This window comes from Jutongia hominis (genome assembly GCF_014384965.1).
Taxonomy (GTDB): domain Bacteria; phylum Bacillota; class Clostridia; order Lachnospirales; family Lachnospiraceae; genus Butyribacter; species Butyribacter hominis.
In genome coordinates this window covers 1-16745 of record NZ_JACRSW010000035.1, presented here as the reverse complement: position 1 = coordinate 16745, position 16745 = coordinate 1, and the positions used below count along the sequence as shown (strand labels likewise).

16 protein-coding genes and 1 pseudogene are annotated in these 16745 nt (G+C 39.9%); 15 read left to right on the top strand and 2 right to left on the bottom strand.

All coding sequences use genetic code 11. The annotated features are described in order from the left end of the window. Window positions 1–7: 7 nt before the first annotated feature. Window positions 8–1276 carry an amidohydrolase family protein gene (locus H8700_RS10330; RefSeq protein WP_249305561.1) on the top strand — a complete coding sequence of 423 codons (1269 nt, stop codon included), beginning with the start codon at window positions 8–10 and terminating at the stop codon, window positions 1274–1276. Here H8700_RS10330 and abc-f read toward each other — a convergent pair. Continuing rightward, complete coding sequence (gene abc-f / locus H8700_RS10325) at window positions 1265–3190, bottom strand: ribosomal protection-like ABC-F family protein (protein ID WP_249305560.1); 1926 nt, start codon at window positions 3188–3190, stop codon at window positions 1265–1267. The genes H8700_RS10330 and abc-f overlap by 12 nt on opposite strands. A 362-nt stretch (window positions 3191–3552) precedes the next feature. Between abc-f and H8700_RS10320 the strand changes: the two genes are divergently transcribed. From H8700_RS10320 to folK, 3 genes are read left to right on the top strand one after another with little or no spacing between them, the layout of a single operon-like run. Continuing rightward, complete coding sequence (locus H8700_RS10320; protein ID WP_249305559.1) at window positions 3553–6039, top strand: homocysteine S-methyltransferase family protein; 2487 nt, start codon at window positions 3553–3555, stop codon at window positions 6037–6039. Between the two features lie 16 nt (window positions 6040–6055). Beyond that, complete coding sequence (locus H8700_RS10315) at window positions 6056–6982, top strand: glycosyltransferase family 2 protein (RefSeq protein WP_249305558.1); 927 nt, start codon at window positions 6056–6058, stop codon at window positions 6980–6982. A gap of 19 nt (window positions 6983–7001) precedes the next feature. Continuing rightward, window positions 7002–7814: a 2-amino-4-hydroxy-6-hydroxymethyldihydropteridine diphosphokinase gene (gene folK / locus H8700_RS10310; RefSeq protein WP_022140580.1), complete on the top strand. Its 813-nt coding sequence runs from the start codon at window positions 7002–7004 to the stop codon at window positions 7812–7814. 15 nt (window positions 7815–7829) lie between these two features. Here folK and H8700_RS10305 read toward each other — a convergent pair whose 3' ends face one another. Continuing rightward, window positions 7830–8846 (bottom strand): DUF5050 domain-containing protein, encoded by a 1017-nt coding sequence (locus H8700_RS10305; protein ID WP_249305557.1) that lies wholly within the window; start codon window positions 8844–8846, stop codon window positions 7830–7832. 532 nt (window positions 8847–9378) lie between these two features. Here H8700_RS10305 and H8700_RS10300 point away from each other — a divergent pair. From H8700_RS10300 to H8700_RS10255, 11 genes and pseudogenes are all read left to right on the top strand, one after another. Further along, on the top strand, window positions 9379–10929 hold the full coding sequence (locus H8700_RS10300) for a sialate O-acetylesterase (RefSeq protein WP_249305556.1): 1551 nt from the start codon (window positions 9379–9381) through the stop codon (window positions 10927–10929). Between the two features lie 167 nt (window positions 10930–11096). Further along, on the top strand, window positions 11097–11591 hold the full coding sequence (gene greA / locus H8700_RS10295) for a transcription elongation factor GreA (RefSeq protein WP_022140583.1): 495 nt from the start codon (window positions 11097–11099) through the stop codon (window positions 11589–11591). Between the two features lie 23 nt (window positions 11592–11614). Continuing rightward, a pseudogene (gene lysS, locus H8700_RS10290) lies at window positions 11615–13099 on the top strand (lysine--tRNA ligase); the annotation flags it as partial. A 251-nt stretch (window positions 13100–13350) separates the two neighbouring features. Further along, entirely contained in the window at window positions 13351–13572 is a 222-nt protein-coding gene (locus H8700_RS10285) for a DUF6462 family protein (protein ID WP_005340583.1), read from the top strand. 8 nt (window positions 13573–13580) lie between these two features. Further along, window positions 13581–14039 (top strand): DUF6462 family protein, encoded by a 459-nt coding sequence (locus tag H8700_RS10280; protein ID WP_004611514.1) that lies wholly within the window; start codon window positions 13581–13583, stop codon window positions 14037–14039. Between the two features lie 3 nt (window positions 14040–14042). Next, window positions 14043–14327, top strand: a complete 285-nt coding sequence (locus H8700_RS10275; RefSeq protein ID WP_005340582.1) for a DUF6462 family protein — start codon at window positions 14043–14045, stop codon at window positions 14325–14327. Window positions 14328–14480: 153 nt separating this feature from the next. Then, window positions 14481–14603 (top strand): hypothetical protein, encoded by a 123-nt coding sequence (locus H8700_RS12235; protein WP_004611516.1) that lies wholly within the window; start codon window positions 14481–14483, stop codon window positions 14601–14603. Between the two features lie 270 nt (window positions 14604–14873). Continuing rightward, window positions 14874–15023: a hypothetical protein gene (locus H8700_RS10270; RefSeq protein WP_015567903.1), complete on the top strand. Its 150-nt coding sequence runs from the start codon at window positions 14874–14876 to the stop codon at window positions 15021–15023. Continuing rightward, on the top strand, window positions 15010–15264 hold the full coding sequence (locus H8700_RS10265; RefSeq protein WP_004611518.1) for a hypothetical protein: 255 nt from the start codon (window positions 15010–15012) through the stop codon (window positions 15262–15264). Before H8700_RS10270 ends, H8700_RS10265 begins: the two co-directional genes overlap by 14 nt. A 9-nt stretch (window positions 15265–15273) precedes the next feature. After that, the gene (locus tag H8700_RS10260; RefSeq protein ID WP_005340580.1) at window positions 15274–16236 is read left to right on the top strand and encodes a ParM/StbA family protein; all 963 of its coding nucleotides are present in this window, start codon (window positions 15274–15276) and stop codon (window positions 16234–16236) included. Between the two features lie 11 nt (window positions 16237–16247). Next, window positions 16248–16694, top strand: a complete 447-nt coding sequence (locus H8700_RS10255; RefSeq protein WP_005340579.1) for a hypothetical protein — start codon at window positions 16248–16250, stop codon at window positions 16692–16694. Window positions 16695–16745: the final 51 nt, after the last annotated feature.

The following is a 16745-nucleotide window of genomic DNA, read 5'->3' as shown; positions in this document are numbered from 1 at the left end:
GTGCATCATGAAGATTCGTTTTTATCATGCGAGGATTCTGACGATGAAAGAGAAGGAAGCCGTCTTTGAAGGGGAAGTACATATAAAAGATGACTGGATCGTTTATGTTGGAACTGCCAAAGATGCACCAAAAGATAGCTGGGACCGTGAAATTGATGCAAACGGAAATCTTTTAATGCCGGGCTTTAAAAATGCGCATACCCATTCTGCAATGACATTGCTTCGTTCCTATGCGGATGATCTTTCCTTGCAAGACTGGCTTTATCAAAAAGTTTTCCCAATCGAATCCAGACTGACAGATGATGCGATCTACTGGGGAAGTGTTCTTGCGATCATGGAGTATCTTTCCGGTGGGATCACAGCCGGTTTTGATATGTATATGCGATGTGAGCATACTGCAAGAGCTTCTCTTGATACCGGATTCCGTATGGTCTTTTGTGGCAGTGTCAATGATTTTACCGGTTCGGTACCACAGATGGAAGAAGATTATTATCGTTATAATGATGAAAAAGCAGATTTGTTATCTTATCAGCTCGGTTTTCATGCAGAATATACGACAAAGCGTGAGATTTTAGAGCAGATCGCAGCGTTATCACAGAAACTAAAAGCACCTGTCTATATGCATAACTCCGAGACAAAAAAGGAAGTGGAAGAGTGCAAAAAACGATACGGTAAGACACCAATGACCTTTTTAGACTCGATTGGAATGTTTGAATATGGCGGAGGCGGTTTTCATTGTGTGCATATGACCAAAGAAGATATGCTTCTTTGTCAAAAGAAAAAGATCTGGGTGATCACCAATCCTTCTTCAAATTGTAAACTGGCAAGCGGGATCGCTCCGATTCGGGAAATGGATGCAATGGGAATTCCACTTGCAATCGGAACAGATGGTGCGGCAAGCAACAATTGTCTGGATATGTTTCGTGAGATGTTCTTAGTGACAGGCTTGCAAAAACTACGTTGTAAGGATGCGGCAGCAATGGATGCAAACCGTGTCTTGCAAATGGCAACGACAGGAAGTGCCCATGCGATGGGACTAGACGAATGCGATACATTAGAAGCAGGAAAAAAGGCAGACATGATCCTGATCGATCTTGCCTGCCCGAATATGCAGCCGATTCATAATATAACAAAAAATCTTGTTTATAGTGGAAGCAAACAAAATATTAAAATGACAATGATCAATGGACGCATTTTATACGAAGATGGTCGTTATCATATCGGTGTAGAGGAAAAAGAAGTGTATCAGCGGGTTAATTCCGTTTTATTCCGATAAAGATTCCCAGCGCTGCATCAACTCTTCTAAGCGTGCATCATTTTCGGCACGTTTTTTAGAAAGTTCCTGTAACTTTGCAACATCATTGCCATTTGCCGGATCAGAAAGTTCAGTATCAATCTGTTCGTTGTCACTTTCGAGTTCTTCAATCTCGGTTTCTACTGCCTGAAGTTCTTTTTCTAACTTTCTCTGGCGTGCCTGTTCTTCTTTTTGCTGCTGCCAGCTAAGCTTTGTATCGGAAGCTGTGGCAGTTGCAGAAGCGGTTACGTCAGAGACTTTTGTCTCTGTCTGTAAATGCGCCTGTTCCATTGCGTCTTTTTTATCCAGATAATAATCATAATTACCAATATAGTTTAACATGGTCTGCGATGTCAGATCCAGAATGCGGTGTGCCGTCGTATTGATGAAATAACGGTCATGCGAAACATAAAGAACCGTTCCTTCAAAATGGTTGATCGCATTTTCAAGGATGGCTTTGGAGTCGATATCCAAATGGTTCGTCGGTTCATCCAGGATCAAAAAGTTTGCATCCGACAACATTAGTTTGGCAAGGGAAACACGACCGCGCTCTCCACCACTTAAACTTTTGATCTGTTTAAAGACATCATCTTCTGTAAAAAGAAATGCAGCTAGCAGATTGCGGATCTCTGTATTGGTCATATTTGGATATTCATCCTGAATTTCTTCAAAAAGTGTTTTTTCCATATGCAATACATGGTGTTCCTGATCGTAATATCCAATCTCTACATTGGTTCCAAGCGTGATCGTTCCACTATCAGGTGTTAAAAGATCATTGATCATTTTTAAGATCGTTGTCTTACCGGAACCATTGTCTCCGATGATCGCAACGTGTTCTCCGCGTTTGATCTCAAAATCAATATTTTCAAAAAGAACATGATCGGCAAAACGTTTTGAAAGTCCCTTAACCGTTAATACATCATTACCACTTTGGATCTTTGGTGTAAAAAGCAGATGCATTTTGGTATTTTCCTCTATCGGTTTATCGATCCGTTCGATCTTGTCTAACATTTTTTCGCGGCTTTCGGCACGTTTGATCGACTTTTCCCGGTTAAACTGCTTTAACTTTGCAATGACTTCTTCCTGATGTTTGATCTCTGCCTGCTGGTTTAAATACTGCTTTTGCAAAGAATCAAGGATTTCCTGCCGTTTCTTTGTATACTCGGTATAATTGCCAAGATAGACTCTGGATTTTGTCTGACGGATCTCGATCACTTTTGAGACAATCTTATCAAGAAAATAACGATCATGTGCAACGATCAGTACCGCACCGTTGTATTGTGCGAGATAACCTTCTAACCAATGGATCGCATTCAGGTCTAAATGGTTGGTAGGCTCATCGAGAATGATCAGATCCGGTGCTGTCAGAAGCATTTTTGCAAGAGCAACTCTTGTCTTTTCTCCTCCGGAAAGGGAGGCGATCTTTTTGTCAAAATCTTCATTTTCAAAGCCGAGTCCTTTTAAGACACCGACTAATTCACTCTGGTAAGCATATCCGTTGATCTGGTCAAAACGATGCTGTGCATGATCAAATTGTTTGATCAAAGCTTCTAACTCTTTTCCGTCTGCTTCGTTCATCTGTGCCGACAAGGAAGCAATCTTTCGTTCGAGAATGCCGACTTCAGGCTTGGCATCTTGCATTTCTTCTAAGATCGTACGGTCGGATGCATATTCCTGATTCTGTGCCAGATAACCAACGGTCGTATCTTTTGAAAGAATAATATCACCGCTGTCGGCACTAAGCTGCCCCATGATGATCTTGATCAAAGTGGATTTGCCGGAACCGTTCACTCCGACAATGGCCGCTTTTTCCTGTTCGTTTATATGAAAAGAAATATCTGATAATACGGTTTCACCAACAAATGATTTGTCGATATGACTACATTGTAAAATCATTTTTCTTCCTCCTTTGCAAGTACACTAATGCGTCCATTATAACGGAAATGAAGGAAAAATTCCAGTCTGCTTTATCATCTGGATCTTGCAGCGCTGGCGGCAGATCATAGCACGCAACGATAGGAAAAACACCGGCTGAGGATAGTGTGCAGCAGACGGATCATATAAGAGTGTGATCGTCTTGTAAACACGAAAAAAATTCGTTATAATATAATTTTATAGGATAAATACAGCTGTGGGAATACAGACATTGCGGATGTAGACATTATGGATGCCCTGATCCTATAAGAAAAAAATTTCAAAAGCAGTAAAATAACAGGTACAAATGCTTTTGAAAGAGCAAATGAAGGAGCAGATACAGAATGACAAAAAAAGAATTTTTAGATTTGGTAAATATACATAAAGTGATTTTAGATGGTGCAACCGGATCCAATCTACAAAAGAGAGGAATGCCAACCGGTGTCTGCCCGGAAGAGTGGATCTTAGAAAATGCAGATGTCATGTGTGGATTGCAAAGAGAATACATTCAGGCAGGGACGAATGTGCTATATGCACCGACATTTTCAGGAAACCGTATTAAGCTAGAAGAATATGGACTTGCTGATAAATTAGAACAGATGAACACGGATCTGGTCGCTATTTCAAAAAGAGCGATTCAGGAAGAACATGCCGAAGGCAAAGTCTTTATAGCCGGTGATATCACGATGACAGGTGTTCAGGTAGAACCACTTGGACCAATGCCATTTGAAGAATTAGTTTCGGTCTATAAAGAGCAGATCACCTGTCTGGATAAAGCAGGTGTGGATCTTCTGGTCGTAGAAACCATGATGAGCTTGCAGGAGTGCCGTGCGGCTGTGATCGCAGCAAAAGAAGTGACAACACTTCCTATTATGGTTACTTTGTCTTTTAATGAAGATGGACGTACTTTGTTTGGAACGAACCCGGAAACAGCAGCATTAGTATTAACAACATTGTCAGCGGATGCGATCGGTATAAACTGTTCGACCGGTCCGGAAAAGATGATACCGGTTATCGAAAAGATGTCAAAATATACGGACATTCCATTAATCTGTAAACCGAATGCAGGACTGCCTCAGATGGTGGATGGCGAGACCGTTTATGATATGGATGCGGATACTTTTGCAAAAGAAATGCTGGTTCTTGCACAAAAAGGTGTGGATATCTTAGGCGGATGCTGTGGAACTACACCGGAACATATTCAAAAAATGGTCAGTGCATTAAAAGAAGAAAACCTTTATGATAAGACAGCGTACCCTGAACGGATCGGTAAAGCGGTCCGCAGAGCTGTTTCAAGTGAACGTGCAACAAAAGATATTGATCTGGATGGAGCTTTCGGTATTATTGGTGAAAGGATCAATCCGACTGGAAAGAAAGCGTTACAGGCAGAGCTTCGGGAAGGCTGTCTGGATATTGTAACAGATATGGCGGAGGCACAGGAAGCAGCCGGAGCATCAATTCTTGATGTCAATATGGGTATGAATGGTATTGATGAAAAAGAAATGATGTTAAAAGCAGTCAAAGAATTAAGTGTGATCACGGATCTGCCGCTATCGATCGATTCGAGCCATGTGGATGTGGTAGAGGCAGCCCTTCGAATCTATCCGGGACGTGCTTTGATCAATTCAATCTCATTAGAGCCGGAGAAATTTGAAAAACTGATCCCAATCGCTAAAAAATACGGAGCAATGTTTATTTTACTTCCGTTATCGGAAAAAGGACTTCCAAAGGATATTCAGGAAAAGAAAGAGATCATTCATATCATTTTGGATGCGGCAAAGAAGCAGGGACTTTGTAAAGAAGATGTGATCGTTGACGGCCTGGTTGCAACCGTAGGAGCAAACCGTTTGGCTGCCATTGAGACATTAGAAACGATCTCTTATTGCAAAAATGAACTGGGAGTTGCTACAGCGTGCGGTCTTTCCAATATTTCTTTTGGCCTGCCGGAACGAATTTTTGTTAATAGTGCATTTATGGCAATGGCGATTCAGAACGGTCTGACGATGGCAATCGCCAATCCGTCACAGGAACTTTTGATGCATGCGGTTTATGCGGCTGATCTTCTTTGTAACAAGCCGGATTCGGATCTTCGTTATATTGAGCGTGTGTCACAAAATAAGATTTCGGTCGTGGATGGCGAAGTAGATGCAGATGTTGCAAAAAAGGCAGTCAAAAAGACGGATACCGGTGTTGTTGATACAGAAGGAAAAGACGCTCTTTTTACTGCAGTTGTTAAAGGAAGAAAAGAAAAGGTACTTGAGCTGGTAAAAGAAAAGATTGCAAATGGAGAAGATGCACAGGGAGTGATCGATCAAAGCCTGATCCCGGCTATCAACCATGTAGGAGAGCTTTTTGACAAGCAGATCTATTATCTGCCACAGTTGATCTCCAGTGCAGAAGCAATGGAAGGCGGAATTGATCTGTTAGAGCCGGAACTTGCCAAAAATCGTAGTGCAAAATCATTAGGAACAGTCGTGATCGCAACCGTAGAGCATGATATTCATGATATCGGTAAAAACCTTGTTGCATTGATGCTTCGTAATTATGGGTATAAAGTGATCGATCTTGGAAAAGATGTACCTGCGGATGTCATTATTGATACAGCGATCAAAGAAGATGCCGATATCATCGGTCTTTCTGCATTGATGACAACAACTATGATGGAAATGAAAAAAGTAGTAAATATGAAGAAAGAACAAAATGTTCGTGCAAAAGTAATTATTGGCGGTGCTGTGATCACACAGGGATTTGCTGATGAGATCGGAGCGGATGGCTATTCAAAGGATGCACAGGATGCGGTCGAAGTTGTCGGCAGACTGCTGGCTGATTAAGAACAAGGAGAAACAGATGGAAGAAAAAACAATAGACGTTATCATACCAACGTATAAACCCGGAAAGGAATTTCAGGAGTTACTAAAACGGTTGATGAAACAAAAGAAAGCATTCAATAAAATATTTCTGTTACAAACCATTGAGGATGGCGAAAAGCCAATGGAATCTAATGATCCTAAGATCGAAGTATATCCGATCGCTAAAAAAGATTTTGATCATGGACACACCAGAGCATATGGTGCGTCGCTTTCGAAAGCAGATTATGTGATGTTTATGACACAGGATGCGATGCCTGTTGATGACAGACTGACGCAGGAACTTTTAAAAGGTTTTACGATCGAACCGACTGTTGCAATCGTGTATGGCAGACAGTTAGCAAGACCGGATGCTGACATTACCGAGAAAATGACAAGAATACACAGTTATCCTGATAAAAGCAGTCTAAAGACAAAAGCCGATTTAGAACAGCTTGGTATCAAGACTTATTTTTGCTCGGATGTATGTGCGGTATATGATAAGAAAGTATATGATGAGCTGGGAGGCTTTGTTTATCCGACTATTTTTAATGAAGATATGATCATGGCGTCGAAAGTGATCCAGAGTGATCATAGTGTGTATTATGCAGCAGATGCCAAAGTGATCCATTCACATTCGTATACCTGTAAGCAGCAATTTGTCCGTAACTTTGATCTGGGCGTATCACAAAAGCAATATCATGAAGTATTTGAAAATATTTCTTCTGAAAAGGAAGGCGCCGGATATGCTAAGGAATTGATCGTTACATTATGTAAGAAAATGCATTTTGCAAAAGCAATTTATTTTGCATGGCAATGTGGTTTCCGTCTGGCAGGCTATCGTCTTGGATTGCATTATGATAAGCTGTCAAAAAAAATGATCCTTCGCTGTACGATGAACAAAGGATATTGGGACAAAGAGGTATAAAAAGGAGTGAGAAAGGTATATGGATCAGATTAAGATAAAACGACTTGAAGTATTTGCAAAACATGGGGTTCTGACCGAAGAAAATGTATTGGGACAGAAATTCCTGATCTCAGCAACGTTGTATTGTGATACGAAAAAAGCCGGTAAAAGCGATCAATTAGAAGATTCCGTGAATTATGCGGCAGTAGCAAAGCTGATCGAAGAAGAGACTAAGCAGGAGACTTTCTGTCTGTTAGAACGACTGGCATGGCATCTGGCAAAAAAAATCTTACTTACTTTTTCACAGATCGAAAAGGTTGATATTGAGATCGAAAAGCCATGGGCTCCGGTCATGCTTCCGCTTGATACGGTTTCCGTGTGCATCAGCAGGGGATGGAATACAGCCTATCTTAGCATTGGATCTAATCTTGGTGAGAAAAAAGATAATCTTTTACAAGCGATCCGTTTATTAAATGAAGATCCTTTGACAAAAGTGACAAAGCAGTCTTCGTTTATTGAAACAGAGCCTGTTGGTTATACCGAGCAGGATGATTTCTTAAATGCCGCTTTGGAAATAAAGACACTTCGCACACCCGAAGAACTTCTGGAATTGATCCATACGATCGAACAGGAGTTAAAGAGAGTGCGAAAGATTCATTGGGGACCCCGCACGATCGATCTGGACATTATCTTATTTAATGATCAGATCATACAAAAAGACGATCTGATCATCCCGCATATTGAGATGACAAACCGCCTTTTTGTATTAGAACCGCTTTGTGAGATCGCTCCGTATGTGATCCATCCGGTATTACACGAAAGCGTGCTCGCATTAAAACAGAAATTGTTATAAACAGAATCAAATGTTCTATTTATTGAAATGTAATTCTTTGGAAGATTCTAAAGAAAGATCCATGGCATATAAAACGCTCTGGTCATATTTTTCATAAAGAAGGTACTTCTTTGTCAGATGAAGATAATTGAAGTTGCCTTCTTTTAATTTTCGTAATGTTTTACTTTCTACATCCAGTGCATAGAGTCCGTTCGCTGTACCGTTATCAATCTGGCAATAAACGGTCTGACCGTCTTCGCTGACATTGTAAGTTGCCAGACGGTCAGAGATCAATGTTTCTACACTGCCACCATCTAATGGCATTCTTTTTAAAGCATAGTTCGCATTCATATCCATAAAGTAAAGATAATCACCCTGTAATGTTAATGCCGTATAGTTTCCGTCACTTAAGACCGTATCATTAGAACCGTCTGTTGCGACAGAATGGATCGCATGATCCGAAGAAGCACCACTATAATAGATTGTCTGTCCCTTTACGGCATATGGTGCACAAGGCTGTTCTAAGATTTTAGTGTCTTTTTTGCCATCAATCGAAGCAGAGTATAATTCCAAGCCTTTTTTTTGATCATAATGCTGATAATAGACATTGTTTCCAAGAAGGCAGGCAACCTGTGTCGGATCGTCATAGAGCTGCTTTAAGTTTGTTCCGTTCGTATTGATACGGTAAAGCCCGGTGCTGCTGAGTGCAAGCAAGGCATCTTTATCAATTTCTTTTTTGTCATTTCGTCTGGTGTAGTACAGATATTTTCCGGCACCATTCAGATAGCTGACATTGTCCGAAAAAATCTGCTTTGGATTTTGCAAGTCGGAACTCATAGAGTAAAGTGTGTTCTGATCATATGGATTTGCAAAATAGATCTTGTCATCTATTTCACAGAACAGTCCGCCATTTAACAGATTGGAACTGGTATTACCAAGCGTATTCTCATCGTTATAAGAGGTACGGTTTAACAAACGAAAACCGATAGCCAGTACGATGATCATTACCGCGGCAACAGCGATCAAAATAATATTTTTTCTTTCTTTTTTCATATAATCCCTCATTTCGATATATAGGAACTCTCGGTATCTTATCAAAACGAATCCTTTCGGTTAGAGTTCCGTTCAGAAGATTCCAAAAGTTCATATATTTGTTTTTTTCTTTGTAATTATCTTTCTAAATTATATATGTATTCTTCTGTACTGTCAAAATGGAATTCTCAAAATAAGATGAGTAAACAGCGTTGCCGATTTTGGTAAGCAGAGTGCAAAAATGTCTGTATTGTTCATATAAAATCTATTGCCAGTAATATGGATTGAGGATATAATATTATGGGCGTAAATGCGGTGAGAATATAAAAGCAGAGTATCAGGATTCTGAATAAGGGATTCTGTATAGAAGACTTTTGGAATAAAAACCGAAAAACAAAATGGTACATCATTTTGGCAGAAACCCAAAAGAATGGCTTCATGGAAGCAGACAGCACCAACTATTTTTTGAAATGAATAATAGAAAATACTGTACTCTCGGAATCTTCTGAACAAAAAATTTCGAGAGTATATAATCAAACGCAGGAGGATGAAAATGTTAAAATTAGCAAACGTATTTTCGAATCATATGGTTTTACAGCGTGACAAGAATATCGCTGTATGGGGAGAATGTGATCAGACAAAAGTAACAGGTGAATGTAATGGAAAGAAAGTGACAACGTCTGTGGAAGATGGCAGATTTATGTTATATTTTCCACCGATGGAAGCAGGCGGCCCATATGATATGAAGATCACATGTGACGGAGCAGAAGTGGCATATCATGATATCATGATCGGTGAAGTCTGGTTCGCAGGAGGCCAGTCGAATATGGAACTCGAATTGCAAAACAGCTTTGAAGGTGCAAAAGCTGTTGAAGCTGTTGTCGATGAAAATGTTCGTTATTATTATGCTCCAAAGAAACCGTTTGAAGGTGAAGAGTTAGATAAAGAGCTTGCCAAGACATCATGGGAACTTCCTACAAAAGAAAATGCAGGAAGATGGTCAGCAGTAGCTTATTATTATGCAAGAGAATTAAGCCGCAAGCTTGGTGTATGCGTCGGTATTATCGGCTGTAACTGGGGAGGCACTTCCGCATCCTGCTGGATGAGCCGTGAAATGCTTTTAGAAAGTGATAAGACACGTTCTTATGTCGATGAATATGATGCGATCGTAAAAGACCAGGACTACGATGCGTATGTGAAAGAAAGAGAAGAATATATTATCTACCAGACAGAGTTTGAAAAGAATGTATCACATTATTATGAAACCTGCGAACATCCGACATGGGATGAAGCGATCAGCCTCTTTGGGGAAAATAAATATCCGGGACCGATGGGACCGCTTTCGGAATTCCGCCCGTCCGGTCTGTATCAGACAATGGTATCAAGGCTGATTCCTTATACGATTGCCGGTTTTATTTATTATCAGGGCGAAGAAGATGATCATAAACCGACAACCTATTATGAACTTTTGTCTGCATTGATCAAACAATGGCGCAAGGACTGGAATGATGAGACATTGCCATTCCTTGTCGTACAGCTTCCGGTCTTTCAGAATGAAGGAGAGCCTGATTTTAAGAACTGGCCTCTGATCCGTGAAGCACAGATGCGTGTCTACCAGACGATCAAAAATACCGGAATTGCTGTTATTCTTGAAAACGGAGAATATGGAAATATTCATCCGACACGCAAAGAGCTGGTAGGAAAAAGACTTGCAAAACAGGCATTGTATCATGTGTACCAGCTGATCGGGGAAGAAGAAGCCTTTGGACCGGTCTATCAGTCTTCTTATGTACAGGATCAGACGATGGTATTACAATTTGCACATTGTAAAGACGGATTCGATGTGCGTGGTGAGTTAAAAGGCTTTGAACTTGCCGGACCGGATAAAAACTATCAGAAAGCAGATGCCGTGATAGAAGGATCACAGATCCTTGTCAAAGCAGATACTGTCAAAGAACCGAAATATGTCAGATATGCATGGACGAATTATCAGGAGATCACATTGTTTGGAAAGAATGGAATCCCGGTTGCACCATTCCGCACGAGCCGTCTGGATGGAAGCTGTGTAACAGGAAGCCGCCTGAGCAATGAAGGTGTAATGTAGTATGTTACATGGAATGCAAAAAGGATAACCTGTCTGATAAATCAGAAATAGAGGAGAGTCAGAGGGTGTCAGTTGACGCAAAATGCTGTATGCGTTATAATGAAGTGATAGCTCGGTGTATGGCAGAAAGCCAGAACCGATCATTGAAAGAAAATGGAGGAAATAATATGGCTGGAAAGAAAAATATTTTGACCTATGAAGGTTTAAAAGCATTAGAAGATGAGTTACAGGATTTAAAGGTAAACAAACGTAAAGAAGTAGCCGTAAAGATCAAAGAAGCCCGTGAACAGGGTGACTTATCAGAGAATGCCGAGTATGATGCCGCAAAAGACGAACAGCGTGATATCGAGATCCGTATCGAAGAGATTGATAACATCTTAAAGAATGCAGAAGTCGTAGTAGAAGATGATATTGATGTCAATGTAGTAAATGTAGGCAGCAAGGTTAAGATAAAGGACTTGGAATTTCCAGATGAAGAGCCGGAAGAATATAAAATCGTCGGATCAACAGAAGCAGACTGCCTGAATGGTAAGATTTCCAATGAATCACCTGTTGGTATTGCTTTGATCGGTTCTAAAGTAGGTGATGTTGTAACCGTAGAATCGAATACAGGCGATATTATCAAGTATGAAGTGCTTGAGATCCAGAGAGCAGTGATGTAATTCAGGAAGGGAGAAACAAAACAGTGGCAGAGCAGCAGAAGAAGCCTCAGGGACAGCAGGATGTAAATCAGCTTCTGAAGGTAAGAAGAGAAAAGTTAGAAAATTTACAAAATGAAGGAAAAGATCCTTTTGTCATTACAAAATATGATGTAACAAAGCATTCTAAAGAAATTAAGGAACATTTTGATGAATTAGAAAATACAGAAGTATCGATCGCAGGACGTATGATGTTTAAACGTGTCATGGGAAAAGCATCTTTCTGTAACATTCAGGATCTTCAGGGCAAGATTCAGGCATATGTGGCAAGAGATGAGATCGGTGAAGACAGTTACAAAGACTTTAAGAAGTATGATGTCGGAGATATTCTCGGTATCAAAGGTACAGTCTTTAAGACAAAGACCGGAGAAATCTCTGTTCATGCAACGGAAGTTACTTTATTATCAAAGAGTCTTCAGATCTTACCGGAGAAATATCATGGTTTAACAGATACAGATACCAGATATCGTCAGAGATATGTGGATCTGATCATGAATGAAGATGTAAAAGATACCTTTGTAAAGCGTTCGAAAGTGCTTAGCAGTATTCGTAAATTCTTAGATCAGAAAGATTTCATGGAAGTGGAGACACCAATGCTTGTTTCAAATGCCGGTGGTGCGGCTGCACGTCCGTTTGAGACACATTTCAACGCATTGAATGAAGACTTAAAGCTTCGCATTTCATTGGAATTATATTTAAAGCGATTGATCGTTGGCGGTATGGAACGTGTCTATGAGATTGGACGTGTATTCCGTAACGAAGGTCTTGATACAAGACATAATCCGGAATTTACTTTGATGGAATTATATCAGGCATATACGGACTACCACGGTATGATGGATCTGACAGAAGAATTATTCCGTTATGTTGCAAAAGAAGTAAACGGAACAGAAGTATTAACATATGGTGAGCATACATTAGATCTTTCAAAGCCGTTTGAACGTATCACAATGGTAGACGCTGTTAAGAAATATGCCAATGTGGACTTCAATGAAGTACCGGATACGGAAGCTGCAAAGAAGTTAGCGGACGAGCATCATATCGCATACGAAGAGAGACACCAAAAAGGTGATATCTTAAATCTCTTCTTTGAAGAATATGTAGAAGAACATTTAATCCAGCCAACATTTGTAATGGATCATCCGATCGAGATTTCTCCTTTGACAAAGAAGAAACCGGAAGATCCTGCTTATGTAGAGCGTTTCGAAATGTTTATGAATGGCTGGGAAATGTGTAATGCATACTCAGAATTAAATGATCCGATCGATCAGCGCAAGCGTTTTGAGGCACAGGAAGAAGCATTTGCAGCTGGTGATGATGAGGCAAACCATACGGATGAAGATTTCCTGAATGCACTGAGCATTGGTATGCCTCCAACAGGTGGTATTGGTTATGGTATTGACAGAATGGTTATGATCATGACAAATTCACCGGCAATCAGAGATGTATTGCTCTTCCCGACGATGAAGAGCTTGGATAAATAAACCTAGTGTTTATGCGGGGTTGAGGCATTTGAGTACGTCAAAGGACGCATTAAAAGACGCATTTTGACATAGTCATTTACATCAGTATGAAAGAATACACAATCTGAAAAGAAAAAGATTCAATCAAATATGAACTACTAAGAGGACATTTTCTAAAGAAATTTAGAAGATGTCCTCTTTTTTGCGTTATGGAGAAAATACGTCATTTGTTATGAAGTCAAAGTGAAAGGAGCACAGCAATGAATGAATCAAAGAAGAAAGATAGATATGAGGATGCAAAAAAGTTTGTAAGATATTCAGATGGTGCAAAAATGTACAGTATGGGAATGACAAAATTTCAAGAAGTGGCTAAGGATGCCAAGGCTTGTTATAAAATTGGTCAGCTTGTACTTGTTAATACAGAAATATTGGATAAGTATCTTGAAACTTTTCATATTACAGATTCTGAGTTTTATAAGTAGGTGATGTTATGGTAAATACATTGAGTGGTTCAGTTTGTGCCTATAGAAAAGAAACTGTAAAACCAAGATTTATTCGTATTGATGAGGTAATGGCTTTATTAGATGTAACACAAGATGAGGCAATGGATATAGCGTTGGCTGCTGGAGCAAGATATCAGCTTGCAAAGATTATATTAGTACATAAGGAAAGGTTGATGAAATTTATGAAACATTCTGCAAGAGTTCCTAGTTCAAATAAAATTGTGGAAAAGAAGTTTGTGAGAATCGGAGAGGGTTCAATGACTTACAGCATAGGACATCATAGATTTATCGAAATGGCTAGAGCAGCTGGAGCTGTATATAAGATAGGCGAAGCAAAAGGAAATACTATTCTGATTAATCTGGAGGTGTTTGATGAATATATGGAGCAATTCAGAGAACCGCCAACAGAAATGAAACATCCATTGCCAAATGTGAAAGGAGACTGATGAATGAGTTACTCATATAAGTGCTATTCAGATACAAAGGATTTTATGAAAAAATTTGTCAATGCAGAGGAAGGAGCGATTATTTATGGGATAAGTAAATCGAGAATCATAGTAATTGCGAGAGAGGCAGGAGCAGTCTATAAAGTCGGTAATTCAGCATTAATCAATACGGAATTATTTGAAAAATATCTTGAACGATTCAGAGAGCCGGCAAGAGAACTGCCTAAGCATACATGGAACAAATTAAAGGAAATGACAAATACACCAAAAACTGGTGAAAATTCGTAAAAATACACCAGTGGTGTCACTTCCGTAAAATTAAAGTGCATTGTAGAATATCAATTGTCCAAGAGAGATTGGACGTAACAATTGAATAATCAGTTACAGATTTGCAAAGTAGTTTGCACTACAGAATTTCTGTAGGTAGTAAAATTACGGGGCATGTACCTGGAAGATGAAAGTCACAGCTATCATATTAGTAGTCTGATGGATCGAAAGATGAAGGGCGAGAAGCTGGATGGAAATCTGGTAAAAGGAATCGGCATGTTGCGTAAGGATAATTAACCACAGAGGGCGAGAAGTTCGTCCTTATCCTCAAAAGGCTAAAAGAGGAGATAGTGCTTCTGATAATTCAGAAGGGCGTCGTGAAACACATTTTGTGGCTCGTCTGTAACTCCCGGAGGTGAGAACACCTCTTTGTACACGGGGCGATATAGGAGTCTAGAAGACTGGCGTGTACCTACATGCTTAGCATTAAGCATAGCCATGTAGACTATATCACTTCCAAATTCAAATTTTGTCTATATGGCAACTAATTTGAAGGAGGATAAAGTGATGATGGGATTTAGCATAGCATTTATAATTATTGTTCTTATCGTATTGTATTCATTAGCAAGGACAGCAGGTGAGTCGGACAGGATATTGGAAAATATAAGAGAGCAATCACTCCTTGGAAGGGAGGAGAGCTCTGGTGGGAACAGTTGAAAAAAGAGATAAGCATAAGAAACGCAGGTTTGTATCTCCAGAAGAAAAGCTTGAAAGAGAATTAAAAGATTGTATGCATTGTAGATTCTTCTGGGGACATAACAACAGATGTGCCAATGGAACATGTTGTAAACCATCTAAGAAAAAAGAACAGAAACTTCCGACGGAATGTGTCGGATGTCCATATTATCAAGGGAATGGTTATTGTTTTCCTTGTATGCGAAAGCTGATAGGAAAGTAGGTGGTTAAGATGTTCAAGTGGCTGTTTAAGAAGAAAGGATGTGCAAAACATATGAATAACAAGTTAGAAGTAATCGGCATTGATCATGGTTGGTCAATGATGAAAACAATCTCTCAGGTATTTGTCACAGGAGTTAAGGAGATTACAACAACTCCGGCACTTTTCGGCGATGTACTTGAGTATGAAGGAAAGTTCTATAAGGTTGGAACTGTGAGGCAGGAAGTAAAGGATACAAAGGTCGAAGATGACAGCTTTTATCTTCTCACTCTTGCAGCAGTTGCTAAGGAACTTAAAAGAAGAGGTCTTGCAGAGGCAAAGGTATTCCTTGCCGTAGGACTACCACTTACAAGGTTTGGAGCAGAGAAGAATGATTTTATCAAGTACCTGACAAAGAATAAGCGTGTAAGCTTCAAATATGAGAATGAGCCGTATTATATTGAAATTGATGATGTGGCAGTATTCCCTCAGTGTTATGCAGCAGTAGTGGACAAGATTCCTACAATGGCAAAGAAAACGCTGATAGTAGATATCGGTAGCTGGACAATCGACATTATGCCGGTAATCAACAAGTCACCGGATGAATCAAAGTGTGTGACGATACCAAAAGGTCTTATTACCTGTATGCGTTCTATCAATGAACAGTGTGTAAGACAACTTAACGGAGAGGTAGACGAGTCAGAGATACAGAACATCATGCGGTATGGCAGGTCAGATATTGATGATGAATACTTTGCCATTATCAAGGCAGAGATAGAGGATTTTGTTGATAAGGTATATAACTCAATCCGTGAGTTTGGGTATAACTTAAAGACTACACCGATTGTATTTGTCGGTGGCGGGGCAGTTGTGATGAAGAATTTTGGTAGTCATGATGCTAAGAACATTTCCTATAACCTTGATGTAAAGGCAAATGCAAGAGGATATGAGCAGCTTGCCACAATGGGACTTAAAAGCACTAAGCGATTATCATAAGGAGGCAGATGATGGGAAGAAGACTTGAATATGAAGTAAAAACTTCTGTCCGCCTCAACATGAGCAATCCTCAGCATGTGAAAATCAATGATGTGATTCAGAACCTTGATCCGAAGATTTTCAAATCTAAGAACCAGTTCATTATAGATGCGATTCAGTTCTACATTGATAATTATGGAAAAGAAACTTTTGTTATCAAGAAGAAGGAAAAAGAGAGGGCTGAATATATCCGGTCAGAAGATATTGATGACATTAAGGAAGAAGTCATTGAAGCAGCAACCAATGAGGCTAGGAAAGAGGTCATAAGGCTGTTAGGCGGAGTGATATCCGGAATGAATGTTGGTCAGCCGGTAATAATGCAGGCAGCCAATAGTGAAGCACAAGAACCTACAGAAGATGTTATGGACGATGCAGATGTTGCAGGACTTGCAATGGGATGGATGTCGAAAGGAGACTGATTATTATGAGAAGAGTTATGGGAGCCGTAGGAACAGTAATTTTAGAGATAC

Bases quoted from the DNA above. Each gene is read 5' to 3' on its own strand.
- H8700_RS10330 (WP_249305561.1), top strand. From the start codon at position 8: ATGAAGATTCGTTTTTATCATGCGAGGATTCTGACGATGAAAGAGAAG.
- abc-f (WP_249305560.1), bottom strand. From the start codon at position 3,190: ATGATTTTACAATGTAGTCATATCGACAAATCATTTGTTGGTGAAACC.
- H8700_RS10320 (WP_249305559.1), top strand. From the start codon at position 3,553: ATGACAAAAAAAGAATTTTTAGATTTGGTAAATATACATAAAGTGATT.
- H8700_RS10315 (WP_249305558.1), top strand. From the start codon at position 6,056: ATGGAAGAAAAAACAATAGACGTTATCATACCAACGTATAAACCCGGA.
- folK (WP_022140580.1), top strand. From the start codon at position 7,002: ATGGATCAGATTAAGATAAAACGACTTGAAGTATTTGCAAAACATGGG.
- H8700_RS10305 (WP_249305557.1), bottom strand. From the start codon at position 8,846: ATGAAAAAAGAAAGAAAAAATATTATTTTGATCGCTGTTGCCGCGGTA.
- H8700_RS10300 (WP_249305556.1), top strand. From the start codon at position 9,379: ATGTTAAAATTAGCAAACGTATTTTCGAATCATATGGTTTTACAGCGT.
- greA (WP_022140583.1), top strand. From the start codon at position 11,097: ATGGCTGGAAAGAAAAATATTTTGACCTATGAAGGTTTAAAAGCATTA.
- H8700_RS10285 (WP_005340583.1), top strand. From the start codon at position 13,351: ATGAATGAATCAAAGAAGAAAGATAGATATGAGGATGCAAAAAAGTTT.
- H8700_RS10280 (WP_004611514.1), top strand. From the start codon at position 13,581: ATGGTAAATACATTGAGTGGTTCAGTTTGTGCCTATAGAAAAGAAACT.
- H8700_RS10275 (WP_005340582.1), top strand. From the start codon at position 14,043: ATGAGTTACTCATATAAGTGCTATTCAGATACAAAGGATTTTATGAAA.
- H8700_RS12235 (WP_004611516.1), top strand. From the start codon at position 14,481: ATGTACCTGGAAGATGAAAGTCACAGCTATCATATTAGTAGTCTGATG.
- H8700_RS10270 (WP_015567903.1), top strand. From the start codon at position 14,874: ATGATGGGATTTAGCATAGCATTTATAATTATTGTTCTTATCGTATTG.
- H8700_RS10260 (WP_005340580.1), top strand. From the start codon at position 15,274: ATGTTCAAGTGGCTGTTTAAGAAGAAAGGATGTGCAAAACATATGAAT.
- H8700_RS10255 (WP_005340579.1), top strand. From the start codon at position 16,248: ATGGGAAGAAGACTTGAATATGAAGTAAAAACTTCTGTCCGCCTCAAC.